This window comes from Sphingosinicella xenopeptidilytica (assembly GCF_042676985.1).
Taxonomy (GTDB): Bacteria; Pseudomonadota; Alphaproteobacteria; order Sphingomonadales; family Sphingomonadaceae; genus Sphingosinicella; species Sphingosinicella xenopeptidilytica.
This window is the reverse complement of the sequence record NZ_JBHTIK010000011.1, coordinates 68,262-93,161: the sequence shown is the minus strand read 5'-3', so window position 1 is coordinate 93,161 and position 24,900 is coordinate 68,262. Positions and strand designations below refer to the sequence as shown.

The window sequence follows — 24,900 nt, the reverse complement described above, 5'->3', positions numbered from 1 at the left end:
AACGCCTCTTGACCAGCAGAGGCGCGCCATTCAAATGGGCGGCGTGCGGGTGTAGCTCAATGGTAGAGCAGAAGCTTCCCAAGCTTACGACGAGGGTTCGATTCCCTTCACCCGCTCCATCCGGAGAACGCCCTTGATCCAGCCGCAATCGGTTCCGACTCCGGCAGCGAGGCGGCCGTTTTACGCGCACCTCTATTTCCAGGTTCTCCTCGCCATCGTGCTCGGCGGTACCATCGGCCACATCTGGCCGGAATTCGGCGAGAGCCTGAAGCCGCTTGGCGATGCCTTCATCAAGCTGGTGAAGATGATCATCGGGCCCGTGATCTTCCTTACCATCGTCACCGGCATCGCGGGGATGCGCGACCTCGGGCGGGTCGGGCGGGTGGCGGCGAAGGCCTTTATCTACTTCCTCGTCTTCTCGACGCTCGCGCTCATCGTGGGCCTTATCGTCGCCAACGTCATCCAGCCAGGACGAGGCCTCAACATCGACCCCGCGACGCTCGACGGCAGTGCCGTAGCCCAATATTCGAACGCGGCGCACGACAGCAGTATCGTAGGCTTCCTGATGCACATCATCCCGAACACGCTCATCAGTGGGTTCGTGGAGGGCGACATCCTGCAGGTGCTGTTCGTCTCCATCCTGTTCGGCATCGCACTCACACTCGTCGGCGACACCGGCGCGCCGGTCGTCAGCTTTCTCGAAGCGCTCGGCGCCGCGGTGTTCCGGCTGGTCGGTATCCTGATGAAGGCCGCGCCGATCGGGGCGTTCGGCGCCTTCGCCTTCACGATCGGCGCGTACGGCATCGGCACGGTGGCGAACCTCGCCGCCCTGATCGCTACCTTCTACCTCACCTCGCTGCTGTTCGTGCTCGGCGTCCTCGGGCTGGTCGGGGTCGCGAACGGCTTCTCGATCCTGAAGCTGATCCGCTACCTCAAGGAAGAGCTGCTGCTCGTGCTCGGCACATCGAGCTCGGAAGCCGCCCTCCCCAGCCTGATCACCAAGATGGAGCGCGCGGGCGCTTCCAAATCCGTCGTCGGGCTGGTCGTGCCGACCGGCTATTCGTTCAACCTCGACGGCACCAACATCTACATGACGATGGCGGCGCTGTTCATCGCGCAGGCGCTCAACATCGATCTCAGCCTTGAAGAGCAGGTGCTGCTGCTGCTCGTGGCGATGCTGAGCTCGAAGGGTGCCGCAGGCATTACCGGCGCAGGCTTCATTACGCTCGCCGCAACACTTTCGGTGGTGCCGAGCGTGCCTGTCGCGGGCATGGCGCTGATTCTCGGTATCGACCGGTTCATGAGCGAATGCCGCGCGCTCACGAACTTCGTGGGGAATGCCGTGGCGACGATTGTTGTCGCGCGCTGGGAAGGCGAACTCGACCGCGCCGCGCTGGACGCTGCGCTCGCGGGGCCATCGCTTCCGATTGCAGCCAAGCCTGATCCTGCAGCCGGCCCCGGCGACGACACCGCCGTTACCGAGGACTGATCCGGACCCGCTCGGCGCCTGTCCAAAATCGCGGCTTGCCCGCATATATCTAAAAGTCATATTCTCCTGACAAATACGAGGAGTACTTGATGAAAACACGCATCACTGAGCTTTTTGGCATCCAGCACCCGATCATTCAGGGCGGTATGCACTTCGTCGGTTTCGCGGAAATGGCGGCGGCGGTTTCGAACGCCGGCGGTCTCGGCCTCATCACCGGGCTCACCCAGCGCACCCCGGCCGACCTCGCGAACGAGATCGCGCGCTGCCGGGACATGACCGACAAGCCCTTCGGCGTGAACCTCACCTTCCTCCCCACCGTGAACGCACCCGACTATCCGGGCTATGTGCGCGCGATCATCGAAGGCGGCGTCAAGGCGGTCGAAACGGCGGGCAACAATCCGCAGCAGGTGCTGCCCTACCTCAAGGATGCAGGCATCAAGGTGATCCACAAATGCACCTCGGTGCGCCATTCGCTGAAGGCCCAATCGATCGGCTGCGACGCGGTTTCGGTGGACGGCTTCGAGTGCGGCGGCCATCCGGGCGAAGACGACGTGCCGAACTTCATCCTGCTGCCGCGCGCCGCCGATGAGCTTGAGATTCCGTTCGTTGCTTCAGGCGGTATGGCGGACGGGCGCAGCCTCGTCGCCGCGCTTGCGCTCGGCGCGGAAGGCATGAACATGGGCACGCGCTTTATCGCCACAAAGGAAGCGCCCGTGCATGAAAGGGTGAAGCAGGCGCTCGTTGCCGCGAGCGAGCTTGATACGCGCCTCGTCATGCGCCCGCTGCGCAATACCGAACGCGTGCTCAGCAATGCCGCCGTCGAGCGCCTGCTCGAAAAGGAGAAGACTCTGGGCGCGAACCTCAAGTTCGAAGACATCATCGAAGAGGTCGCTGGCGTCTATCCGCGCATCATGATCGACGGCGATATGGATGCGGGCGCGTGGAGTTGCGGCATGGTCGCCGGACTGATCCACGACATCCCGACCTGCAAAGAGCTGATCGATCGCATCATGGCCGAAGCGGACGCGATCATCAGCAAGCGCCTCGCAGGTTTCCTCGCGGCGTAGCCGCGACCCCGGGTTTTCAAAGAACACGGGGTTCGTCCCACGACTTTCCCTATTTGGAAAGCGCTTTCACGGCCGCCTCAAAAGCGTCTGCACGACGTCGATCCCGCCCGACCGGAAGCCGCCTTCGCAATACATCAGGTAGTAGCGCCAGATCGTATCGAAGGCGGCGTCGAACCCGGGCGGGAGGCGCCCTTCCTGCCGTGCCGCATCGTAGCGAACGCGCCATTGGCGCAGCGTTTCGGCATAGTGCTGTCCGAACGCTTCCGCGCGCTCCCACCGGAAGCCCGCGTTTTCCGCCGATGTCCGCAAGCGTGGTTCGCTCGGCAGGATGCCGCCGGGGAAGATATAGGTCTGAATGAAGTCCGCGCCGGAGCGGTAGGCGGGAAACACCGCCTCATCGATCGTGATAACCTGCATCGCCGCTCGCCCGCCCGGTTTCAGGGCGCGGAAGGCGGAGCGCATGAAGGTCTTCCAGTAGCGTGCTCCGACCGCCTCGAACATCTCTACCGACGCCATGTGATCGAAACGGCCGATATCCTCGCGGTAGTCGGCGATGCGCAGGTCGACGCGATCCGAAAGTCCGGCGGTCGCCATCCGGCGCTGCCCATACTCCAGCTGCTCGCGGCTGAGCGTGATGCCGGTGACATGGACACCGTATTCCTTCGCAGCGATCTCGGCGAGGCCGCCCCAACCGCAGCCGATCTCCAGCAGGCGCTCGCCCGGCTTCATCTCCAGCCGGTCGAGCAGCACGCGCACCTTGCGGCGCTGCGCCTCGGCGAGCGGTTCTTCGGGCGCTCCGAAGATCGCCGACGAGTAGGTCATCGTCTCGTCGAGCCAGGCGGCGTAGAAATCGTTGCCGAGATCGTAGTGGAACTGGATGTTGCGGCGCGCGCCGGTGAGCGTGTTCGCCTGCAGCGCTCGCATCAGCCGGTTGAACAGGCGCCCCGGAAGCGCGCCACGCCCAGTGCGGCCAAGCTCGCGCCGGTTCAGCATCATCACTTCGAAAAAGGCGGGAACGTCGGGGCTCGTCCAGTCCCCATCGAAATACGCCCGCGCCCACCCCGCCGATCCGCCCGCCGCAAGCCGTAGGAACGGACGCCAGTTGCTGAGGCGAAGCTCGGCCTGCGGGCCCGGTGCACGGCCGCCGAGCCGCTGCACGCGGCCATCCGGCTCGACAAGCGTCAGTGCGCCACGAGCGAGCCCCGCGTCGACGCGTTCGATGAGGCGCTGGCGGCTGCCGGCGAACAATCGTGCAGGAACACCGCCGATCCAGAACCGGCGGTCTGCTTCGACGACGTGTGCGCCGCGCGTTTCCGGATGTGTCGCCATCCGCCTCTCCCAAGCGGTGAGTATGCGGCATTTCCAAGCGAATTCAAAGCCTAGCGAATCGTGGAGAGGGCAGCGAGCGCACGCTCCCGCGCAGCGCGGTGTCCGATGCGTTTTTCGGGATAGGCCGCAGGACGGGCATCGTGGTCGTCCGGATCGTGGATCACGGCGTCGCCGAGGTCCGAAAGTTCGGGCACCCAACGGCGGATATAGTCCGCCGCGCCGAACTTTTCGGACTGGGTGAGCGGCGCCATGATGCGCACGAACATGTTCGCGTCGATGCCGGTGCCCGCCGTCCACTGCCAGTTGACGCTGTTGCTGCCGTAATCGGCATCGACGAGCGTATCCCAGAACCAGCGCTCACCTTCGCGCCAGTCGATGAGGAGATGCTTCACGAGGAAGCTCGCCGCGATCATCCGCACCCGGTTGTGCATCCACCCCGTCGCCCAGAGCTCGCGCATCCCGGCGTCGACGATCGGGTAGCCCGTCTCGCCCCGGCACCATGCGCGGAAATCCGCAGCGACATCGGGGTCCGCAATGTCGCGCCAGGGGAAAGGGTCGAACGCCGGCAGGCCGTTCGCCTTGCCGTAGTCCGGGCGGGCGAGGATGACATTTTGCGCATAGTCGCGCCACGCAAGCTCGCGCAGGAACGGCTCCGCGCCGGGCCGGGCGGCGGCGCGGCGCCAGACCTCGGCGACGGAAATCTCTCCGAAATGCAGATGCGGCGACAGGTACGAGACGCCCTCCTCCGACGGCAGGTTTCGTGTTGCATCGTAGGCAGCGACATTCGGCAAGAATGCCTCCAGCCTCTCCAATGCGCCGGTTTCGCCGGGCGTCCAGACATTGAAGCCGCCTGCCCAGTCAGGGCGGGCGGGGAGTAGAGCCCAGTCCTCAAGCGTGTCGGACGCGGGCCAAGCTTCCGCTACCGTGAGGCGTTCAGGTGCGGGGATTGATGCGGCGGGCGGCATCCGGTCGCGGAGTGCGCGCCAGAACGGCGTAAAGATCTTGTAGAGATCGCCCGCACCTGTCCGCACCTCGCCCGGCGGCAGCAGGCAGACGCCGTCGTGGAGGACGAGATCAACTTTGCCGCCCAGCGCGCGTTCGGCATTGCGCCACCATGGTGCATAGTGGCGGAGCGCGTGAACGCGCTCAGCGCCGGTTTCGGCGACGAGATCGGCGAGCACGTCCGCCGCGACGCCACGGCGCAGGATGAGGCGGGAGCCGCGCTTGCGGAGATCGGCATCGAGGCTGGCGAGGCTGTGGTGCAGCCACCAGCGCTGCGCACTGCCGATCCGGCGGTGACGTGGTGTTTCGTCGTCGAGGACGTAGACGGGGATCACACCGCCTTCCCGCGCCGCCGCGGCAAAGGCGGGCTGGTCGGCGAGTCGGAGATCCTCGCGCAGCCAGACGATCGTAGCGGTCATGCTTTTCCCTTCATCGCCGCTTGTTCTTCCCTGCCCCGGCCACTACTCACAAGCTCGAAAAACGCCCCGGAGTCATAACGATAGAATGTCCCGCCTCGCCTACGTCAACGGCCGTCTCGTTCCGCTCGCCAATGCCACGGTTCACATCGAGGATCGCGGCTTCCAGTTTGCCGACGGCGTCTACGAGGTCGCGGCCGTTCTGAACGGCGGAATGCTCGACTGGCCGCAGCACGTCGCGCGGCTCGGCCGCAGCCTTCGGGAACTCTCGATCGCGGCGCCCATGAGCGACGCGGCGCTTTCGATCGTTGCCCGCCGCGTGCTTGCCGCCAACCGGATTCGCGACGGGCTGCTGTATGTGCAGGTGACGCGGGGCACCGCACGGCGCGACCACCCCTTCCCTGCCGATGCCGTGCCGACGCTGGTGATGACCGCCCGGCCGTTCGATTTCCGGGTACGGGTCGCGCAGCAGAAAACCGGTATTTCCGTGATCACACACCCCGAAATCCGCTGGCAGCGCCGCGACATCAAGTCGATCGCGCTGCTGCCGAACGTGCTCGCCAAACAATCGGCCCGTGAAGCGAAAGCCTTCGAGGCGTGGTTCGTGGACCCGGACGGCACCGTCACCGAAGGCTCCTCCACCAACGCCTGGATCGTCCGCAAGGACGGCACCATCGTCACCTACCCGGCATCCGAAAACATCCTGCACGGCGTGATGCGCGGCACGCTGCTCGCGCTTGCCCGCGAGCACCAGCTGCGTGTCGAGGAAGCGCCGTTCACCACCGCCGACGCGCTGGACGCCGCCGAGGCGTTCCTGACCTCGACGACCGCGCCGTGCCTTCCGATCGTCAGCATCGACGGCAATCCGGTCGGCAAGGGCGTGCCCGGCCCGGTGACGACCCGGCTGGCCGAGGCTCTCTGGACCGAGATCGAGCGCCAGACCGGCTGGCGCCGTTAGGACGGATCAACCGGCTCGGACGGCGCAGCCGGGGGGACCGGCGGAACGACGATCCAGAGGCTGCCGGTTTCCTTGGTGTTGCGCAGCATCTCCTTGCGCATCTTTTCCATCTCGCGCTTCATGCGATCCGCATCCATGCGGCTGCGTTCCTGCGCGTCCTTCATCCGCTCGCGGGCGCGGGCGAGGTGCTGCATCATGCGCTCCTCCTGCTCACGCATCCCCTCGGCGAACGCGCGCCGATCCTGCAGCGAAAGCCGCTGGTAAGCCTTCAGCATCTTTTCCTGCGCGCGGGCGTGTTCCTTGATCGCGAGCGCCCGCTCCTCGGCCTGCGCCCTGCGGATCGCCTCGATATCCAGCCTCTCCGCCGAAATGAGATCGAGCACCTTCTGCCGCGCCTTGCGAACCTCCTCCGCGTTCGAGGGGATGCGCTGCGCCTGCATCGCTTCGGCGATGATCGCCGCGCCCTGCGGGGACATGTCCGCGAACGGCGCCTTCCATTCCAGCCTGGTCTGTCGCTGCCCGCGCGGGTCTTCGCCCGCAGACGCAGCCGTCGCGCCCAACATGGCGACAGCGAGCATCACGCCTGCAAACGCCATTTTCATAACACCATCTCCTCTTCGGGGGTGGGCGTGAACACGTTCCCCCACACAAGCATGTCATGCGCCGCCTGGGCGTCTTCTCCAGAAAGATCGCCGAGCGCGACCTGCACCTTCGGCTGTGCCACCGGCGCGGGGCCGGGCACGGCATCGGGCCGCGACAAGAGCACCGCGCCGATCGCCAGCGACGCGGCAATCGCACCGCCGAACGCAGCGCGCATCCACCAGCGGCGCGGCGCACCCGACCGGTAAGCCTCGCCAAGCGCGCGCTCCGCGGCGGCATCGGCGTCGGCATCGGTCACCGGGACGAGCTCGCACGCCCAGTCGCGCAGCAGGCGATCCACGCTCCGCGCATCGTTCATCATGGCGATGAGTGCCGAATCCGACATGGCAAGCCGTTCCGCCGCCGCGCGTTCATCCTCGGGCCAAGCGGCGGGAGAACCGCCGTAAGCCTCGATGATCTCGATCACTCTTCCCCGTTCCATCACATCACCTCTTCGGCCAGCGGCCGGAGCCGCTCCGCAAGCTCGACGCGCGCGCGCGCAAGCAATCCTTCCACCGCCTTCGGCGTCGTCTCCAGCGCCTCGGCAATCTCGTTCATCGTCGCGCCCTCCCCGTAGAAGAGCGCGATGGCGGTGCGCTGCCGCGCCGGCAGATGCGCCATCGCCTCCGCGATCCGCCGCGAGCGGGCGCTCTGCCCGGCAAGCGCCTCCGGATCGGGATCGTCGCTCGCCCGCTCCGCCACCAGTTCCAGCGGCTGCACGGGCTTCAACGACCGCTTCCGATCGATGCAGGCGTTGACGACGATGCGGCGAAACCACGTTTCCACCTTCGCCTTGCCCGCATCGAACGACGCCGCCTGCCGCCACAGCTTCACAAGCGCGGCCTGCACGGCGTCCTCCGCCTCGCTGCGGTCGCCGAGAACCTTGGTCGCGATGCCGATGGCAGGCCCGTAAAGGCGCCTTGTCAGCAGGCGAAAGGCATCCTCGTCGCCGTTCTGCACGGCAACCATGAGCCCCCCGGGCTCGTCCGATCGCTCGACGCCCCTATTCACCTGCAGCATCGTGAAGGGATACGCACGGCGGCGGCGAAGTCCCCCGCAGCGATTTGTACCGCACTGCGATTTCAGGGCGCGGGACGATCATCGTCGTGCAAAGTTGACGAAGTTGAGACATGCCGGGGCGTTCCGCCACGATCGGCGCCAGCGACCTCTTCATCGCCGTCCTCATCGTCCTCGTCGTCGTCCTCGGCATCGAATTGCTCTACCGCATCGACGAGACCGCTGCGATAGGCGCGTTCCCACTGGTCATCCGTCCAGTCAGCGAAATCGTCCGGATCGAGATCGGACGTGTCGATGTCTTCGGGGCGCATCGCGGCATAGGCTTTTCGCCGATCCGCTTCGGCCAGCGCCAGCATGAGTTCCGTTTCCGCGAGCGTGGGTTTCGGCGGCGCGAACGGCGGCGGCCGGTGCGCCGCGACGAACGCCGCTTCGGCCTCGGCATCGCCCGCCTCCACGCAATCGAGCAGCGCCTCGAAATCCTCCGCGACGGTGGTGACGGTGCGCGCGGCGTCGTCGAACTTCTCCGCCTCGCGATCGAGCCGGGTGAGCATGGCCATCGACAGGCGATTGTCGAAGCGGTGGCGCGTGATGACCGCGTCGCCACGCTCCACCGTTTCGGTGCAGCCGTGCATGGCTCGGGAGAGAAGCTCGTCCGCCAGCCGCTCGCGCGCATGGCGGAGCGCGGCGGCCCAGCCGAGCGCGAACAGCGCGCCGGACTTGCGATGACGCAGCGCATAGGCGCTCGCGGGGCTCATCCCGGCGGTGCGGCACGCATCCTGCACGACGCCGCATTCGGCGAGGGTTTCGAGGAAGATGCGCTGGCGTTCGGGCGTCCAGCCGTTGTGGCGTTGGGTTGCCGTGCGGGGCGAAGGGGGTGCGGGCAATTGGGTCATGTGCCGGAGGGAGGCACAGGTGATCCTATTATGGAAGGTGGGGCGTTAGCATCATTCAATGAGGATGTGCCGAACAGATTGAACACCCCATGCGCACTTGACCCTCGTCCATTTTTTGGAAACATGTTCAAGGAATGGGTATCATGAAAAAAATTCCGACGGCAAAAGTCTTTGATTGGGCAGGATACGTTTCAGCCCCCTTTTTGCTGACCACCATAATATCCGGATTTTTTATTGCGGATCACATCCCTTATCGGAAAGATATAGGAAGTTCTTATAATGGATGTTTCTTTACAGACGTTATGATATGGCTTGTTGATTGCAGGGGAATTCCATTTGAAGGAACTATTAGCTCCCTCATTACGAACTCCTTTTATTCAACAGTAGGGTTATTATCGTTTATTGAGCTTTTTCCATTATCGCTATTACTCATCCTACCGACCATCATAGCGACTATCCTCTCTGTCAGACTGCTGCTGCGTTTAAAAAAGTACGGAATGGGCATCCTTCCATTCACGTCTTCCCGTTAGCAGCGACCTTCCACGAGGCACCCCGGCGAAGGCCGGGGTCCATTTGACCGTTGCATGGATACCGGCCTTCGCCGGTATGACGGGTGTGTGGACGCCGGGTTAGTCCTCGCGCTTGTGCGCCTCGACGTGCTTTTCCAGACGCACAGCCTCGTCCTTCGCCGCGCGCTTCTCGGCGAGGGTTCTTCCGTGGAGGTGACGGTTCTCTGCGGCCTTTGCCTCCGCCTCGGCGCGGGCTTTTGCCTTGCGCCTTTGGCGGAGGTTTATGAGTTCGGCCATGCGGGCCTGCCCTCTTCCCGGCCCGCTGCGGTCAGTCGCGCTTTTCGGTGACTTCCCACGTCTGGCCCTTGCGGATCAGCGCGGAGAGGTCGGCGATCTTGCCCTGGGTGAGCGATTTCGTCTGTTCGACGAGCGCGCTTTCGTAGCTGGGCGCGGGTGAGCAGAAGATGACGCCGAGCGCGATCGGGAAGCCGGGGAACGGCATGTCCACCAGCATCTGCGCGACGCCCTTGTTGGTTTCGTCGTGGACGATGACGCCCGCGGCTTCCCAGTTGCCGTCCACAACCTCGACGACTTCGAGGCGGAGTTCCTGTCGGTTGAGCGTGAGGCCCTTGGTGCCGCCCGCGAACAGCATCGGTTTGTCGTGCTCGAGCCAGAGCTGGTTTTCGGCGGCGTTCGCCTTCGCGGTGAACGGCTCGAACACCGCGTCGTTGTACACGATGCAGTTCTGGTAGAGCTCGACGAAGCTGGTGCCCTTGTGCGCGTGGGCGCGCTTCAGGATGCCGGGCATTTCCTTCTGCGAGGTGTCGATGCAGCGCGCGATGAAGCGGGCGCCGGCGCCGATCGCGAAGGCGCAGGGGCTCGCAGGACGGTCCACCGAGCCGAACGGCGAAGTGGGCGTGCGCGTGCCGACGCGGCTGGTCGGCGAATACTGGCCCTTGGTGAGGCCGTAGATCTCGTTGTTGAACAGCAGCACCTGGCAATCGAGATTGCGGCGCAGGAGGTGCAGCATGTGGTTGCCGCCGATGGAAAGCCCGTCGCCGTCGCCGGTGACGAGCCACACGTCGAGTTCAGGATTGGCGAGCTTCACGCCGGTCGCGATCGCGGGGGCGCGGCCGTGGATGGTGTGGAAGCCGTAGGTCGCCATGTAGTACGGGAAGCGCGACGAGCAGCCGATGCCGCTGACGAACACGGTGTTTTCAGGCCGCGCGCCAAGCTCCGCCATCGTGCGCTGCACGCCCTTCAGGATGGCGTAGTCGCCGCAGCCGGGGCACCAGCGCACCTCCTGATCGGTGGCGAAGTCGGCGGCTTTCAGGGGGGTGACGACGTTCATGCGAGGGCTCCCTCGATAGCGGCCTCGATCTCGGCGATCTTGAAGGGCTGGCCGGAGACCTTGTTGAGCGGCTTCGCGTCCACGAGATACTGATCGCGCAGCACGGTCTTCAGCTGACCAGTGTTCATCTCGGGTACGAGAATGTGGTCGTAAGTCTTCAGAAGATCGCCCAGATTTCTCGGCAGCGGCCAGATGTGGCGGATGTGGATGTGGGCAACGCTCGCGCCGTTCGCCCGGGCGCGGCGGACGGCCTGATGGATCGGGCCGAAGGTGGAACCCCAGCCGACGACGGCGAGCTTTTCGCCCGGGCCGCCGAGGCAGACGTCCTGCTCCGGAATATCGTTCGCGATGCCGTCGATCTTCGCCTTGCGCGTGTCAGTCATCTTCTGGTGGTTTTCGGGCGAATAATCGATGTGGCCCGAATTGTAGCTCTTCTCGATGCCGCCGATGCGGTGCATCAGGCCGGGCGTGCCGGGCTTGATCCAGACGCGGGCGAGCTTTTCGTCGCGGGCATAGGGGTTCAGCTCCACGCCTTCGGGCGGCAGTTCCTCGTGGAACGTGACCGGGAATTCCTCGTAGGCGTTGATATCCGGCACCTTCCACGGCTCGGCGGCGTTGGCGATGTAGCCATCCGTCAGCAGCATCACCGGGGTCATGTAGCGCACGGCGAGGCGGCAGGCCTCGATCGCGGCGTCGAACGCATCAGACGGCGAACGGGCGGCGATCACGGCGAGCGGGGCGTCTCCGTTGCGGCCGTAAACTGCCTGATAGAGATCCGACTGCTCGGTCTTCGTGGGAAGGCCGGTCGATGGCCCGCCGCGCTGGCTGTTCACGATGACGAGCGGCAGTTCGGTCATGATCGCGAGGCCGAGCGCTTCACCCTTGAGCGCAATGCCGGGGCCGGACGACGAGGTGATGCCGAGCTGACCCGCGTAGGACGCGCCGATCGCGGCGCAGATCGCGGCGATCTCGTCTTCCGCCTGGAAGGTGGTGACGCCGTACTCCTTGAGGCGCGCGAGCGTGTGCAGGATCGAGGAGGCGGGCGTGATCGGGTACGAGCCGAAGAACAGCGGAAGATGCGCGAGGTTCGCGCCGACGACGAGGCCGAGGCTCAGCGCCTCCGCACCGGTCACCGTGCGGTAGAGGCCGGCTTCCGCGGGCGCCGCATCGACCTTGTAGCGCGCGAACGTACCCATTTCGGCGGTTTCACCGTAGGCGTGACCGGCGTTGAGCGCGGCGATGTTCGCGTCGGCGAGAACGGGGCTCTTCGAGAACTTGGCGTTCAGCCAGTCGACGAGCGGCTGGCGGTCGCGATCGAACATCCAGAGCGCGAGGCCGAGCGTCCACATGTTCTTGCAGCGCAGCGCCTCCTTGTTGCCGAGGCCGAAGGCGGCGACCGACTCCATGGTGCGCGCGGAAATATCGAAGGCGACGACCTGATAGTCGGCAAGGCTGCCGTCTTCCAGCGGATTGACCTCGTAACCCGCCTTCTTGAGGTTGCGGGCGTTGAACTCCCCGGTGTCGGCGATGATGAGCCCGCCGGGGCGGAGCGCCGACAGGTTCGTCTTCAAGGCTGCCGGGTTCATCGCGACGAGGATGTCGGGTGCGTCGCCCGCGGTTTCGATCGCGGTTGAGCCGAAATTGATCTGGAACGCCGAGACGCCGAAGGTCGTGCCCTGCGGCGCGCGGATTTCCGCCGGGAAATCCGGGAAGGTCGCGAGGTCGTTGCCCGCAAGCGCGGTGGACAGCGTGAACTGCCCGCCGGTGAGCTGCATACCGTCGCCCGAGTCTCCGGCGAAACGGACGACGACTGCGTCGCGCGCGATGGCCTCGCCCTCGGTGGGCAGGGGGTCTTTGAGCTTGGTTGCCATTGGCGGTCCCGGGACTGTGTATGCTTGTTCGATGGAATCTCTAAGCCCGCGAGCCCGTACCCGCAAAGTAGATTTTATGTGAGGCTCCCAAGGTCAGGCTTGCCTGACCATCCTCTCGATAGCGCGACTTGCGGCGAAGCCGGCCTCGGCGGATAGTCCGCACCAAATCCGCAAGGGAGGGAGAATCGGCGATGAGTTTCGTTCGTCCAGACGTGCAGGCGTTCCTCGATATGCTGAACGCGCAGCCCGGGCCCAAGCTGCATGAGCTGGAACCCGGCACGGCTCGCCAGATGATGGGCATGATGGTGCAGATGGCCGAAGTGCCGCGCGGCGAGATCGCGCGGGTGGAAGACCTTGCGATCGACGGGCCGCACGGCGACCGCATCCCCCTGCGTCTCTATAGCGCACGCGCGGCGGGCGGTGCGCCGCAATCGGTGCTGATGTTCTTCCACGGCGGCGGCTGGGTGGTCGGTGACCTTGAAACGCACGACGGCCTCTGCGCCGAGATCGCGCGCAGCCTGGATATCACGGTGGTCTCGGTCGACTACCGCCTTGCGCCCGAGCACGCCTTTCCGGCGGCGGGCGAGGACTGCCTTGCCGCGACGCGCTGGGCCGCGGCCTCGCCGAAGGAAATCGGGCACGCCGTGACCAGCATCGTCGTTGCGGGCGACAGCGCAGGCGGCAACCTCGCCGCGATCACCGCGCAGGAACTGGCGGGCAAGCTCGCCGTGCCGATCATCGCGCAGTGGCTGATCTACCCCGGCGTCGACATGACCGCGAACACGGGATCGATGGAGGACTTCGCGGACGGCTACCTGCTGACCGCCGAGAGCATGGCATGGTTCATGCGCCACTACATCGGCAACCTCCCCGACCCCACCGACCCGCGCGCCTCGCCGCTGCACGCGGCTGCGTTCGACAACCAGCCCGCCGCACTCGTCTTCACCTGCGGGCTCGATCCGCTGCGTGATCAGGGCCGCGCCTATGCCGCGAAGCTGATCGCAAGCGGCGTGCCGACCGTGTTCCGCGAGGCGAAGGGACAAATTCACGGCAGCATCACGCTGCGGCAGGCGATTCCATCGGCGCAGGGCGACCTCGCCGGATGCCTCGCGGCGCTGAAGGACATCATCAACGAGGCGGGCGCCGACCTCACCATGATGAAAGCGGCCGCCGAGTGACCGAACGCGTTCACCCCTCCGGGCTCCCGTATCGGCCCTGTGTCGGCATCATGCTGCTCAATCCGAAGAAGCACGTCTTCGTCGCAAAGCGGCTCGATATGATCGCGGAGGCGTGGCAGATGCCGCAGGGCGGCATCGATCCCGGCGAGGACCCGGTGGACGCGGCGGTCCGTGAGCTGGGCGAGGAGATCGGCACCAACAAGGCCGAGATCATCGCCGTAAGCGCGAGCTGGTACTGGTACGACCTGCCCGACGAGCTGATCGGCAAGATCTGGAAGGGCCGTTACGCCGGGCAGCGGCAGAAGTGGTTCGCGATGCGCTTCACCGGCAAGGACAGCGACATCGATATCGAGACCGAGCATCCCGAATTCAGCGAATGGAAGTGGGCGAAGCCCGCCATGCTTCCCGACCTGATCGTGCCGTTCAAACGGCAGCTTTACATTGATGTGTTGCGTGAGTTCGAACCCATTCTCGCGTGAGCGGCAGCGGCGGCGGAATTGATCCGTCGGACGTAATCCTGTATTCGTCGGAACGCGAGGAAGAGCAGTGCGGGGCAACCCGCGCAGACAGGAGATTTGCCGTGAGCATATCCACTCGCGTTCCTTTCGCCGTTTTCTCGCTTGCCGCCCTTGCTGCGATTCCCGCCGCCGTTCCCGCCTCCGCGACGCTGACGCCCGAGGCGCTGCGCCTGCTGAACCCGGCCACTGCCTTCAGCCAGGCCTGCGGACAGGGCAAGAAGCGCTCGCTGCTGCCGCAGCGCATCCAGTACGCGATGGCAAACACGCTGCCGCAGTTCGACAGCGAGCCGCCGCTCTACAAGGGGCTGGGCAACGTCAACTTCCCGATCACCACGAAGAACCCCGAGGCGCAGGCCTTTTTCAACCAGGGGCTGATGCTGGTGTACGGCTTCAACCATCAGGAGGCGATCCGCGCCTTCCGTGCCGCCGCCCGCCGCGATCCCGATTGCGCGATGTGCTATTGGGGCGAGGCCTACGCGCACGGCTCCAACATCAACGCACCGATGGACCCGTCCACGAACGAGGCGACGTGGGCCGCGCTGAAGAAAGCCGTGGCCGTCAAGGACAAGGCGAGCCCGCGCGAGCGTGCGCTGATCGAGGCGCTGCAGACCCGCTACGCCGAAAACGCACCCGCCGACAGAAGCAGCCTCGACAAGGACTTCTCCGCCGCGATGATGAAGGTGGCCGCCGACTATCCAATGGACAACGACATCGGCGTGCTCGCGGCCGAGTCCGCGATGACCTCCTCGCCGTGGGATTACTGGGAGCCGGGCGGGCTGACGCCCTACCCGCACATCGTGCCCGCGATCCGGCTCGTCGAGCAGGTGATGGCGCGTGATCCCTACCATCCGCAGGCGGCGCATCTTTATATCCACCTGCTCGAAGCCTCGGCGCGGCCCGCGCAGGCGGAGGCGGCGGCGGACCGGCTTTCGAAGCCGCTGGTGCCCGCTGCCGGTCACCTCGTCCACATGCCGGGGCACCTCTTCTACCGCGTCGGGCGCTATGCCGATGCGATCCGTGTCAACGTCGATGCGGCGAAGGTGGACGAGGACTATCTGAAATCCTCGCCGCTCGCGGGCATCTACCGGTTCGGCTATTATCCGCACAACGTCCACTTCATCGTCAGCGCCGCGCAGATGGCGGGCGACATGGAGACGGCGGTTTCGCAGGCGACGAAGCTGCGCGAGATCCTGAACCCGGACGTGACCGTGACGATCCCGTTCGTGCAGCCGGTAGATGCGGCGCCCTATCTCGCCTACGCGCATTTCGCGACGCCGAGCGAGATCATGGCGCTGCCCGCACCCGACGCGCGCCTACCCTATGTGCAGGCGATGTGGCGCTATGCGCGCGCGGTGGCGCAGGCGGATGCAAGGAATGACAAAGGCTTCAAGGTGGAACTTGATGCGATGCGTGAGATCGGCCGCAAGACCGACTGGAAGCCGTTGACCGACGGGCTGGTGCCGGTGCCAGCACTGCTGGAGGTCGCCGAGAACGTCGCACTGGGGCGGCAGGCGATGGCGAAGAAGCGCTACAAGGAGGCTGTCGCCTTCTACCGCAAGGGGGCAGAGGCGGAGACGCGGGTGAACTACACCGAGCCGCCTTACTGGTACTATCCGGTGAACCAGTCGCTGGGCGGCGCGCTCTACATGGCGGGCGACTACAAGGGCGCGGAGGCGGCGTTCCAGAAGGCGCTGGTGCAGTATCCGGGCAATGCGTGGGCGCTGTGGGGACTCGGCGAGACGCAGGCGCGCACGGGCGATGCGGCAGGCGCGACCGCGACGCGCGCAGCGTTCACTCAGGCGTGGATGGGGAAGAAGGACTGGCTGACGATGGCGAAGCTTTAGCCGGTTAAACCCCTCTCCCCGACGGGGAGAGGGAGAGCGTGGCTCAGGGCTTCAGCGGACCGCCGATCGACCAGATGTGACCGAACGGGTCAGCGAGCTGACCATAGCGTTGGCCCCAGAACTGGTTGTCGAGCGGGAAGCGCACCGTGGCACCGGCCGCGAGTGCGCGCTCCCACGCCGCGTCGGCATCGGGCACCTCGACATGCAGCACGACGCCGGTCGGGGGCTCCGACGGCTTGCCGCCCATCATCTCAGGGTAATCGTCGTGCAGCATCAGCGCACCGCCGAAAAGCGAGAGATGCGCGTGCATCAGCCGCACGCCGTCGTCGTCGAGATGGCGCGACAGTTCCTTTGCGCCGAACGCCTTCTCATAGAACGCGATGGCGGCGCTGGCTTTGTTGTCCCGGATTGTAAGGTGGGGCGTGACGCCGACAAGTTCTGGTGCGCCCGTCATTGTTGCCTCCGCAAGTGTTTGCAGCGTGCATCATATCATGGAAAACGGCCGGGTCCGAGTGGACCCGGCCGCCTCCCTCACGCACAAAGGCTTCAGAGACGGTCGCCGAGGGCGCCCTTCACTTTGCCTTTCGCGTTCTGGATCTCGCCTTTGCGCTCCTGCGCGATACCTTCGGCTTCGAGCCGCGGATTCTTGGTGGCCTTGCCGACGGCCTGCTTGACGTTGCCGGCAGCCTCGTTGGCGAGACCTTTCGCGCGATCCTTGAGTTCGCCCATCACTTTAACTCCTGAAATTGCCTGTGCGCCGGGGGATACGCACATCAGGAGAATGCTTGGGATCGCGGAGGAGTTCCGCGGCTCGTCGCAAGCGTCAGATCAGGCCGCCGAGCGGGCTCGACGGATCGGCATAGAGGCGCCGCTGCATCCGGCCTGCGCGGTAGGAGAGCCGCCCGGCCTCCACAGCGTGGCGCATCGCGCGCGCCATCATCACCGGGTCTTTCGCCTCGGCGATCGCGGTGTTCATGAGGACGCCGTCGCAGCCGAGCTCCATCGCCACCGCAGCGTCCGACGCCGAACCGACACCCGCATCGACGAGCACGGGCACCTTCGCCTGCTCGACGATGAGGCGGATCATCACCGGGTTCTGGATACCGAGACCCGAGCCGATCGGTGCGCCGAGCGGCATGATCGCCGCCGCACCCGCGTCTTCGAGCTTCTTCGCGGCGATGGGATCGTCCGCGCAGTAGACCATGACATCGAAGCCGTCGTTCACGAGTTCCTTCGTGGCGCGGAGCGTCTGCTCCATGTCCGGGTAGAGCGTTTTCGCTTCGCCCAGGACTTCCAGCTTCACGAGATTCCAGCCGCCCGCCTCACGCGCGAGGCGCAGCGTGCGCATCGCGTCTTCCGCCGTGAAACAGCCCGCCGTGTTGGGCAGATAGGTATAACGCTTCGGATCGACATAATCGGTGAGAAGCGGCTGCGAACGATCGGTGAGGTTCACGCGGCGCACCGCGACGGTGACGATCTCCGCGCCCGAGGCTTCGACCGCCGCCGCGTTCACCGCATAATCCTTGTACTTGCCGGTGCCCACGATCAGCCGCGAGGTGAAACGGCGTCCGGCAACTTCCCAGCTATCGTCTTCGCTGCCGCCGGCACTGCCGCCGCCCACGAAATGCACGATCTCCAGCTGGTCGCCGTCCGCGAGTGCGATTTCGGCGTAGGCAGACTTGGGCACGATCTCGAGGTTCCGCTCCACGGCCACGGTCCTGGGATCAAGATCCAGCTCGGCGACAAGCGCCGCGATGCTGGCGCCGGGGATGATGCGGCGCGGTTCGCCGTTCACGGTGATGCTGATGGTCATCGGTCCTTATTCTTCTCAGGCTTCCCTGTCGCGCGGAGCGTCCATATAAGGGCCGCTTTCGCCGCAGGCCAGTGCTCGGGAGCATTGGACGGCAAAGGGGCTTTGAATGGCAGAAACGCCGCTGGTGCTGGTCCTCAACGGACCGAACCTCAACCTGCTCGGCACGCGCGAGCCGGAGATCTACGGCGCCGACACGCTCGATGACGTGGCGGTGATGCTGGAGGACCGCGCCAAAGAGCTCGGCCTTGAAATTGACGTGCGCCAATCGAACCACGAAGGGCACCTCGTCGACTGGCTTCACGAGGCGGCTTCGCGGGGGGCAAAGGCCGTGATCCTGAACGCCGGAGCCTATACGCACACATCGATCGCGATCCGCGACGCCATCAAGGCGATTGCGGTTCCGGTCATCGAAGTCCATATTTCAAACCCTCACGCCCGTGAGACCTTCCGGCACCTGAGCCATGTGGCGCCGGTCGCGAAGGGATCGATCACGGGTTTCGGTATCCACGGATATGCGCTGGCGCTGGACGCCGCCGCACAACTTTAAGACCTTACAGAACAACAACATCGGGGACGCAACGTGACCAATGGTAAGACGGGCATGAACGTCGATACGAAGCTGGTGCGCCAGCTCGCGGAATTGCTGGATGAAACCGGCCTCACCGAGATCGAGGTGGAGGACGAAGGGCGCAAGATTCGCGTCGCGCGGCAGATCAGCGGCGTTGTCGCCGCGGCGCCGGTGGCGGTGGCAGCAGCTCCGGCGGCCGCCGCAACGGCACCGGCGGCTGCAGCGCCGGCTGAAACCGATCTCAAGTCCCACCCCGGCGCGGTGAAATCGCCGATGGTGGGGACAGTGTACCTCTCCGCCGAGCCCGGCAGCGCCCCCTTCATCAAGGAAGGCGCTGCGGTTTCCGCCGGCGATACGCTGGTGATCGTGGAGGCGATGAAGGTGATGAACCCGATTCAGGCGCCGAAATCGGGCAAGGTCGTGAAGATCTGCGTGGCGAACGAACAGCCCGTGGAATACGACCAGCCGCTGGTGGTCATCGAATAACGATGTTCGACAAGATCCTCATCGCGAACCGCGGCGAAATCGCGCTTCGCGTCCACCGCGCGTGCCATGAAATGGGCATCAAGACGGTCGCGGTACACTCGACCGCCGATTCCGACGCCATGCACGTGCGCCTTGCCGACCAGGCCGTGTGCATCGGCCCGCCGAGCGCGGCGGAATCCTACCTCAACATCCCCGCGATCATCTCGGCGGCCGAGATCACGGGGGCGGACGCGATCCACCCCGGATACGGCTTCCTTTCCGAGAACGCGCGCTTCGCCGAGATCGTGGAAGAGCACAAGCTCGCGTGGATCGGGCCGAGCCCCGAACACATCCGCATGATGGGCGACAAGGTGGAGGCGAAGCGCACCGCGGCGCGCCTCGGCCTGCCGCTCGTGCCGGGCAGCGATGGGCCGATCACCGACCTTTCGGAAGCCGAGACGGTCGCGTTCGAGATCGGCTATCCGGTGCTGGTGAAAGCCGCGTCGGGCGGCGGCGGGCGCGGCATGAAGGTCGTCGACAGCCCCGACAAGCTCGGAACGCTGATCGCGCAGGCGCGCGCCGAGGCGAAGGCCGCGTTCGGCGACGACACCGTTTACCTTGAAAAGTATCTCGGCAACCCGCGCCACATCGAGTTCCAGGTGTTCGGCGACACGCACGGCAATGCCGTGCACCTCGGCGAGCGCGACTGCTCGCTGCAGCGACGCCACCAGAAGGTGCTGGAGGAAGCCCCCTCGCCCGCGCTCAATGCCGCGCAGCGCGAGGAGATGGGCGAGATCGTGCGCAAGGCGATCGCCGGCCTCGGCTATCGCGGCGCAGGCACGATCGAGTTCCTGTACGAGGACGGGCGCTTCTACTTCATCGAGATGAACACGCGGCTGCAGGTGGAGCATCCCGTCACCGAGATGATCACCGGCATCGACCTGGTGCGCGAGCAGATCCGCGTGGCGGCGGGGCTGCCGCTCTCCGTGAAGCAGGACGACATCCGCTTTTCGGGCCACGCCATCGAGTGCCGCATCAACGCCGAAGACCCGGCGACGTTCGCGCCTTCGCCCGGCAAGGTGGAGCATTATCACGCGCCGGGCGGGCTGCACGTGCGCGTCGACAGCGCGCTTTACGACGGCTACCGCATCCCTTCGAACTACGACAGCCTGATCTCCAAGCTGATCGTCTACGGATCGGGCCGCAACGACTGCCTGATGCGGCTGCGCCGGGCTCTGGAGGAATACATCATCTCCGGCCCCAAAACGACGATCCCGCTCCATCAGGCCCTGATCGAAGACCCGGAGTTCCAGAACGGCGACTACACGATCAAGTGGCTGGAAAGCTGGCTGGAGAAGCGGCGCGAGGGCTGAGCGGCCCACCTTCCCAATCTGCCAGATTGCATCCCGACGCGGCGGCTGAGACAGTCGGCCATCCGACTCGGGGGGAGGTTTCGTATGGCCTTTGTTTCACGCCGCGGTTTTCTTGAAACGGGCGCGGCGCTTGCCGCGCTTTCCGCCTGTCGCCAGACCACGGCGGCCAAGACCCCGCCCACGAAGTGGACCGATGCGGTATCGCAGGCGAAGGCAGTAGCCGAGGGCAAGACGCAGCCCACCGCGCTTGTCGAGGCGGCGATCCGGCGGCTCGAATCGGTGAACGGCAAGATCAACGCGGTCAAGTTCCCGAACCTGGAGCGGGCGCGCGAAATCGCCGCGAACGGCGTGAAAGGCCCGCTTGCGGGCGTGCCGACGCTGATCAAGGACAATGTCCACCAGAAGGGCCTGCCGTACACGCAGGGCTGCCGGGCACTTGCCGCGACGGTCGCCGACGCGACCGATGCCTATCCTGCGGCGATCGAGACGGCGGGCTTCGTTTCCATCGGCCGCTCGACGCTGCCCGAGTTCGGCATCACCGCGACCACCGAACCGCTGCTGACGGGCGTGACGCGCAACCCGTGGAATCTCGACCATTCGACCGGCGGTTCCTCGGGCGGAAGCGCCGCGGCGGTGGCGGCGGGCGTGGTGCCGGTCGCGCACGCCAACGACGGCGGCGGATCGATCCGCATCCCGGCGAGCTGCTGCGGCCTCGTCGGCCTCAAGCCCTCGCGGCGGCGGATGGCGGGCGATGCGGCCTCGCCGGATATCGCCACACACCTTGGCGTCGAGGGCTGCGTTTCCCGCACCGTGCGCGATACGGCGGCGTGGTTTCATGCGACGCAGGCGAAGGGCGAAGGCGCGGCTTTCGCCGAAGCGCCGCTCGTCACCGGCCCGTCGAAGGACCGGCTGCGCGTGGGGCTTCGGCTCAATCACCCGTCGGGCGGTCTGCCCCACGAAGAGGTGCAGCGCGTTTTCGGCGAGGCATCCGCGCTGCTCCAGAAGCTCGGCCACAAGGTGAAGGACGTGCCGGCGCCCTACAAGGGCGAGGTGGTGATCCCCGCCTTCATGGCGCTGTGGGAATCGGGCGCGGGACAGGCGGTTGCCGAGATCACGAAAATGGCGCCCGGCGTCGATCCTTCGACAATCCTTGAACCGCTGACGCTGACCATGGCGGCGCAGGCCGCAACCTATACGCCCGAGCAGATGCAGGTCTCCACCGCAGCGCTCGACGAGGCGATGGCGAGCTACCGCGCCCAGTTCAAGGACATCGACATCTACATGACGCCGGTGCTCGGCCAGCCCGCCGCGCCCATCGGCTATATCGCGCCGACGATCCCTTGGCCCGAGCAGCGCGAGCGGCTGATCGCCTACGCGGGTTTCACCGGCGTGGAGAACGTGGCGGGCGTGCCTTCGATCGGGCTGCCGATCGGCGAATCGAAGGACGGCATCCCCATCGGCATCCAGTTCGCGACGGCGCCGGGCGGCGAAGCGCGGCTCATCGCGCTTGCCTATGAACTCGAGCGCGAACTTTTATGGTATGATCGCAGGCCCGGTGTTTGGGCGGGCGAAATCTGAGTGAAGTGGAGGCGTGATGCGCGTTATCGTCTGGTATAATCCCCGCTGCAGCACCGCCCGCAATGTGCGCGACTATCTGAACGAGCACGCCATCCCCTTCGACCTCCGCGAGTATCTGGAAGACGTGCCGAGCCGCACGGAAATCGAGGACGTGCTGCGGAAATCGGGCATGGCGGCGCACGAGCTCCTGCGCGCCAAGGAGCCGCTGGCGAAGGAGCTCGGCCTCCTCGAACCCGGCGTTTCCGAGGAGCATATCATCACCGCGATGCACGAGAACCCGATCCTCATCAACCGGCCCGTGGTGATCGACGGAAACCGCGCGAAACTCTGCCGCCCTTCCGAGGTGATCGCCGAGTTTCTTCCGCCGCCGGACTTGCGGCGTCCCGGCAAAGCACTGTAAGGGCCCCGACCCATTGAGGTCGGTGAGGGTTTCGTATGCAACTCGTGATCGTCGAATCCCCGGCGAAGGCAAAGACGATCAACAAGTATCTGGGTTCGGACTACAAGGTCCTTGCCTCGTACGGCCACGTCCGCGACCTGCCGGCGAAGGACGGATCGGTCGAGCCCGACCACGACTTCCGCATGAAGTGGGAGGTTTCCGCCGACCGCTCGCGGCAGCTGAAAGAGATCGCCGACAGCGCGAAGAGCGCCGACACGCTGATCCTCGCGACCGACCCCGATCGCGAAGGCGAGGCGATCAGCTGGCACCTCTATGAACATCTGAAGGCGAAGAAGGCGCTGCCGCCCAAGGTGCAGCGCGTGACCTTCAACCAGATCACCAAGAGCGCGGTGACGCAGGCGATGGCCGCCCCGCGCGAGCTCGATACGCCGCTGATCGACGCCTACCGGGCGCGGCGCGCACTCGACTATCTCGTCGGCTTCACGCTTTCGCCCGTGCTGTGGCGCAAGCTGCCGGGCGCGAAATCGGCGGGGCGCGTACAATCGGTGGCGCTGCGCCTTGTGGTGGAACGCGAACGCGAGATCGAGGCGTTCAAGACGCGCGAATACTGGACGGTGGACGGTCAGTTCCAGACCGCAGCGGGGCAGGCGTTCACGGCACGGCTGACGCACTGGCAGGGCAACAAGCTCGACAAGTTCTCGCTGAACAACTCGGCGCTGGCCAACGAGGCGCGCGCCGACGTGGCGGCGGGCGACTACGTGGTCGCGTCGGTCGAGAAGAAGCCGGTATCGCGGAACCCCGCCCCGCCCTTCACCACCTCGACGCTGCAGCAGGAGGCCGCGCGCAAGCTGGGGCTTTCCGCGACGCAGACGATGCGCACCGCGCAGACGCTCTACGAAAGCGGGCTCATCACCTACATGCGGACGGATGGCGTCGACATGGCGCCCGAGGCCATTGCCGCGGCGCGCGACGTGATCGCAGAGGACTTTACCGGGCGCCACCTGCCCGAGAAGCCGCGTTTCTATACGACGAAGGCGAAGAACGCGCAGGAAGCGCACGAAGCGATCCGCCCCGTCGACATGCGTCGACGCCCCGCGAAAGCCGGGCTTTCGGGCGATGAGGCCCGGCTCTACGAACTGGTCTGGAAGCGCACGCTCGCAAGCCAGATGGCGGCCGCGAACCTTGAACGCACGACCGTGGACCTGAAGGACAAGAACGGCCGCGCCGACCTTCGCGCCACCGGGCAGGTGACGATCTTCCCCGGCTTCCTCGCGCTCTATCAGGAAACCGCCGACGACCCCGAGGACGAAGAGGGCGAGGACGGCAAGCGCCTGCCCAAGATCGAAAAGGGCGATACGCCAGCGATCACAGGTGCGCACGCCGACCAGCACTTCACCGAACCGCCCCCGCGCTATTCGGAAGCGAGCCTCGTGAAGAAGATGGAGGAGCTCGGCATCGGGCGCCCCTCCACCTATGCCTCCATCCTTCAGGTGCTGAAGGACCGCGCCTATGTGCGCATCGAGCAGAAGCGCTTCCACCCCGAGGAGAAGGGCCGGCTCGTCACCGCCTTCCTCGAACGCTTCTTCGAGCGCTATGTGAGCTACGACTTCACGGCGGGGCTTGAGGAACAGCTAGACGAGATTTCGGCCGGGAGTATCGACTGGACGGCGGTGCTGCACGCCTTCTGGAAGGATTTCCAGCCGAAGACCTCCGAGATCCTGGAGCTGAAACCCTCCGAGGTGACGACGGCGCTCGACGAGTTCCTCGCGCCGCTGCTGTTCCCGGATACCGGCGACGGGAAAGACCCTCGCGTCTGCCCGGTGTGCGGCAACGGGCGGCTGAGCCTGAAGACCGGCAAGTTCGGCGCGTTCGTCGGCTGTTCGAACTATCCCGAGTGCCGCTTCACGCGGCCGTTCGCGAGCGAGAACGGAAACGGCAACGGCACGGGCGAAGGCGGCGACCAGCCGCGCCTGCTCGGCGAGGACGCGGGCGAGCCGATCACGATCCGCTCGGGCCGCTTTGGCCTGTTCATCCAGCGCGGCGAAGGCGAAAAGCCGCCGCGTGCCTCCATCCCGCGCGATGTGGACGCAGCGACGATCGAACTCGACATGGCGGTGAAGCTGCTCGCGCTGCCGCGCGAGGTGGGCACGCACCCGGAGACGGGGCTGCCGATCACCGCCTCGATCGGGCGCTATGGCCCCTATCTGATGCACGACGGCAAATATGCGCGCCTGACGTCGACCGCCGAGGTGTTCGAAGTCGGCATGAACGCCGCGGTCGTGAAGCTTGCCGAGCAGAAGAAGGGCTTCGAGCGCAAGGCGCCCGCAGCCCTGAAGGAACTCGGCGCGCATCCCACATCGGGCGCGGCGATCAAGGTGATGGATGGCCGCTACGGCGCTTACGTGACCGACGGCACCACCAACGCGACGCTGCCCAAGGGCACCGACCCGCAGGCGCTCACCCTGGAAGCCGCCGCCACGATGATCGACGAGAAGGCCGCCAAAGGCCCAGCGAAAGGCAAGGGCAAGCGGAAGGCCCCGGCGAAGAGCGGCGCGGCAAAGAAGGCGCCGGCCAAGACGGCGGCGAAGAAAGCCCCCGCGAAGAAGAAGGCGGCGAAGTAGC

General features: G+C 65.8%; 25 protein-coding genes and 1 tRNA gene. 14 read left to right on the top strand and 12 right to left on the bottom strand.

What is annotated here, in order from left to right; all coding sequences use genetic code 11:
• The first annotated feature begins 45 nt into the window (after positions 1-45).
• From ACFQ00_RS14895 to ACFQ00_RS14885, 3 genes are all read left to right on the top strand, one after another.
• A tRNA-Gly gene (locus tag ACFQ00_RS14895) sits at positions 46-119 on the top strand.
• Between the two features lie 14 nt (positions 120-133).
• Complete coding sequence (locus ACFQ00_RS14890; protein ID WP_381492460.1) at positions 134-1,489, top strand: dicarboxylate/amino acid:cation symporter; 1,356 nt, start codon at positions 134-136, stop codon at positions 1,487-1,489.
• Between the two features lie 89 nt (positions 1,490-1,578).
• On the top strand, positions 1,579-2,556 hold the full coding sequence (locus ACFQ00_RS14885; RefSeq protein WP_381492457.1) for an NAD(P)H-dependent flavin oxidoreductase: 978 nt from the start codon (positions 1,579-1,581) through the stop codon (positions 2,554-2,556).
• A 66-nt stretch (positions 2,557-2,622) separates the two neighbouring features.
• Here ACFQ00_RS14885 and ACFQ00_RS14880 read toward each other — a convergent pair whose 3' ends face one another.
• Entirely contained in the window at positions 2,623-3,885 is a 1,263-nt protein-coding gene (locus ACFQ00_RS14880) for a class I SAM-dependent methyltransferase (protein WP_381492454.1), read from the bottom strand.
• Positions 3,886-3,935: 50 nt separating this feature from the next.
• A complete protein-coding gene (locus ACFQ00_RS14875; RefSeq protein ID WP_381492451.1) occupies positions 3,936-5,306 on the bottom strand; it encodes a cryptochrome/photolyase family protein in 1,371 nt (456 codons plus the stop codon).
• A gap of 85 nt (positions 5,307-5,391) precedes the next feature.
• On the opposite strand from ACFQ00_RS14875, the gene ACFQ00_RS14870 reads away from it, so the two are divergent.
• The gene (locus ACFQ00_RS14870) at positions 5,392-6,261 is read left to right on the top strand and encodes a D-amino-acid transaminase (RefSeq protein WP_381492449.1); all 870 of its coding nucleotides are present in this window, start codon (positions 5,392-5,394) and stop codon (positions 6,259-6,261) included.
• Here the strand turns inward: ACFQ00_RS14870 and ACFQ00_RS14865 are convergent.
• From ACFQ00_RS14865 to ACFQ00_RS14850, 4 genes are all read right to left on the bottom strand, one after another.
• Positions 6,258-6,863 carry a hypothetical protein gene (locus ACFQ00_RS14865; RefSeq protein ID WP_381492446.1) on the bottom strand — a complete coding sequence of 202 codons (606 nt, stop codon included), beginning with the start codon at positions 6,861-6,863 and terminating at the stop codon, positions 6,258-6,260. The two genes, ACFQ00_RS14870 and ACFQ00_RS14865, sit on opposite strands and share 4 nt — an antisense overlap.
• Entirely contained in the window at positions 6,860-7,342 is a 483-nt protein-coding gene (locus tag ACFQ00_RS14860) for a hypothetical protein (protein WP_381492443.1), read from the bottom strand. The genes ACFQ00_RS14865 and ACFQ00_RS14860 overlap by 4 nt, the downstream gene beginning before the upstream one ends.
• Positions 7,342-7,911, bottom strand: coding sequence for an RNA polymerase sigma factor (locus ACFQ00_RS14855; protein ID WP_381492441.1), 570 nt, complete (start codon positions 7,909-7,911; stop codon positions 7,342-7,344). Before ACFQ00_RS14855 ends, ACFQ00_RS14860 begins: the two co-directional genes overlap by 1 nt.
• 71 nt (positions 7,912-7,982) lie before the next feature.
• On the bottom strand, positions 7,983-8,801 hold the full coding sequence (locus ACFQ00_RS14850; RefSeq protein ID WP_381492438.1) for a hypothetical protein: 819 nt from the start codon (positions 8,799-8,801) through the stop codon (positions 7,983-7,985).
• A gap of 152 nt (positions 8,802-8,953) precedes the next feature.
• On the opposite strand from ACFQ00_RS14850, the gene ACFQ00_RS14845 reads away from it, so the two are divergent.
• Positions 8,954-9,340, top strand: coding sequence for a hypothetical protein (locus ACFQ00_RS14845; protein WP_381492436.1), 387 nt, complete (start codon positions 8,954-8,956; stop codon positions 9,338-9,340).
• A gap of 99 nt (positions 9,341-9,439) precedes the next feature.
• On the opposite strand, the gene ACFQ00_RS14840 is transcribed toward ACFQ00_RS14845, so the two are convergent.
• The 3 genes from ACFQ00_RS14840 to ACFQ00_RS14830 are packed head-to-tail and all read right to left on the bottom strand — an operon-like array spanning position 9,440 to position 12,541.
• The gene (locus tag ACFQ00_RS14840; protein WP_381492433.1) at positions 9,440-9,616 is read right to left on the bottom strand and encodes a DUF4169 family protein; all 177 of its coding nucleotides are present in this window, start codon (positions 9,614-9,616) and stop codon (positions 9,440-9,442) included.
• Positions 9,617-9,647: 31 nt separating this feature from the next.
• On the bottom strand, positions 9,648-10,670 hold the full coding sequence (locus tag ACFQ00_RS14835) for a 2-oxoacid:ferredoxin oxidoreductase subunit beta (protein ID WP_381492429.1): 1,023 nt from the start codon (positions 10,668-10,670) through the stop codon (positions 9,648-9,650).
• Entirely contained in the window at positions 10,667-12,541 is a 1,875-nt protein-coding gene (locus ACFQ00_RS14830) for a 2-oxoacid:acceptor oxidoreductase subunit alpha (RefSeq protein WP_381492426.1), read from the bottom strand. Before ACFQ00_RS14830 ends, ACFQ00_RS14835 begins: the two co-directional genes overlap by 4 nt.
• Positions 12,542-12,732: 191 nt before the next feature.
• Between ACFQ00_RS14830 and ACFQ00_RS14825 the strand changes: the two genes are divergently transcribed.
• The 3 genes from ACFQ00_RS14825 (at position 12,733) to ACFQ00_RS14815 (ending at position 16,081) form a co-directional block, all read left to right on the top strand.
• Positions 12,733-13,719, top strand: a complete 987-nt coding sequence (locus ACFQ00_RS14825) for an alpha/beta hydrolase (protein WP_381492423.1) — start codon at positions 12,733-12,735, stop codon at positions 13,717-13,719.
• Positions 13,716-14,198: an RNA pyrophosphohydrolase gene (locus ACFQ00_RS14820; protein WP_381492421.1), complete on the top strand. Its 483-nt coding sequence runs from the start codon at positions 13,716-13,718 to the stop codon at positions 14,196-14,198. The genes ACFQ00_RS14825 and ACFQ00_RS14820 overlap by 4 nt, the downstream gene beginning before the upstream one ends.
• A gap of 101 nt (positions 14,199-14,299) precedes the next feature.
• The gene (locus ACFQ00_RS14815; RefSeq protein ID WP_381492418.1) at positions 14,300-16,081 is read left to right on the top strand and encodes a tetratricopeptide repeat protein; all 1,782 of its coding nucleotides are present in this window, start codon (positions 14,300-14,302) and stop codon (positions 16,079-16,081) included.
• Between the two features lie 43 nt (positions 16,082-16,124).
• Here ACFQ00_RS14815 and ACFQ00_RS14810 read toward each other — a convergent pair whose 3' ends face one another.
• From ACFQ00_RS14810 to thiS, 3 genes are all read right to left on the bottom strand, one after another.
• On the bottom strand, positions 16,125-16,535 hold the full coding sequence (locus tag ACFQ00_RS14810; protein ID WP_381492415.1) for a VOC family protein: 411 nt from the start codon (positions 16,533-16,535) through the stop codon (positions 16,125-16,127).
• A gap of 92 nt (positions 16,536-16,627) precedes the next feature.
• On the bottom strand, positions 16,628-16,810 hold the full coding sequence (locus ACFQ00_RS14805) for a CsbD family protein (RefSeq protein ID WP_381492413.1): 183 nt from the start codon (positions 16,808-16,810) through the stop codon (positions 16,628-16,630).
• A gap of 94 nt (positions 16,811-16,904) precedes the next feature.
• Positions 16,905-17,894 carry a sulfur carrier protein ThiS gene (gene thiS / locus ACFQ00_RS14800; RefSeq protein ID WP_381492411.1) on the bottom strand — a complete coding sequence of 330 codons (990 nt, stop codon included), beginning with the start codon at positions 17,892-17,894 and terminating at the stop codon, positions 16,905-16,907.
• Positions 17,895-18,000: 106 nt separating this feature from the next.
• Between thiS and aroQ the strand changes: the two genes are divergently transcribed.
• The 6 genes from aroQ to topA all read left to right on the top strand — a co-directional run bounded on the left by aroQ (position 18,001) and on the right by topA (position 24,899).
• Positions 18,001-18,441: a type II 3-dehydroquinate dehydratase gene (aroQ, locus tag ACFQ00_RS14795; RefSeq protein WP_381492409.1), complete on the top strand. Its 441-nt coding sequence runs from the start codon at positions 18,001-18,003 to the stop codon at positions 18,439-18,441.
• Positions 18,442-18,495: 54 nt separating this feature from the next.
• The gene (gene accB / locus ACFQ00_RS14790) at positions 18,496-18,948 is read left to right on the top strand and encodes an acetyl-CoA carboxylase biotin carboxyl carrier protein (protein WP_381492767.1); all 453 of its coding nucleotides are present in this window, start codon (positions 18,496-18,498) and stop codon (positions 18,946-18,948) included.
• Between the two features lie 2 nt (positions 18,949-18,950).
• Positions 18,951-20,300 carry an acetyl-CoA carboxylase biotin carboxylase subunit gene (accC, locus tag ACFQ00_RS14785; protein WP_381492407.1) on the top strand — a complete coding sequence of 450 codons (1,350 nt, stop codon included), beginning with the start codon at positions 18,951-18,953 and terminating at the stop codon, positions 20,298-20,300.
• Positions 20,301-20,384: 84 nt separating this feature from the next.
• Entirely contained in the window at positions 20,385-21,878 is a 1,494-nt protein-coding gene (locus ACFQ00_RS14780; RefSeq protein ID WP_381492405.1) for an amidase, read from the top strand.
• Positions 21,879-21,894: 16 nt separating this feature from the next.
• On the top strand, positions 21,895-22,278 hold the full coding sequence (gene arsC / locus ACFQ00_RS14775) for an arsenate reductase (glutaredoxin) (protein WP_381492402.1): 384 nt from the start codon (positions 21,895-21,897) through the stop codon (positions 22,276-22,278).
• Positions 22,279-22,313: 35 nt separating this feature from the next.
• Positions 22,314-24,899 carry a type I DNA topoisomerase gene (gene topA / locus ACFQ00_RS14770; protein ID WP_381492399.1) on the top strand — a complete coding sequence of 862 codons (2,586 nt, stop codon included), beginning with the start codon at positions 22,314-22,316 and terminating at the stop codon, positions 24,897-24,899.
• The last annotated feature ends 1 nt before the right edge of the window (position 24,900 follow it).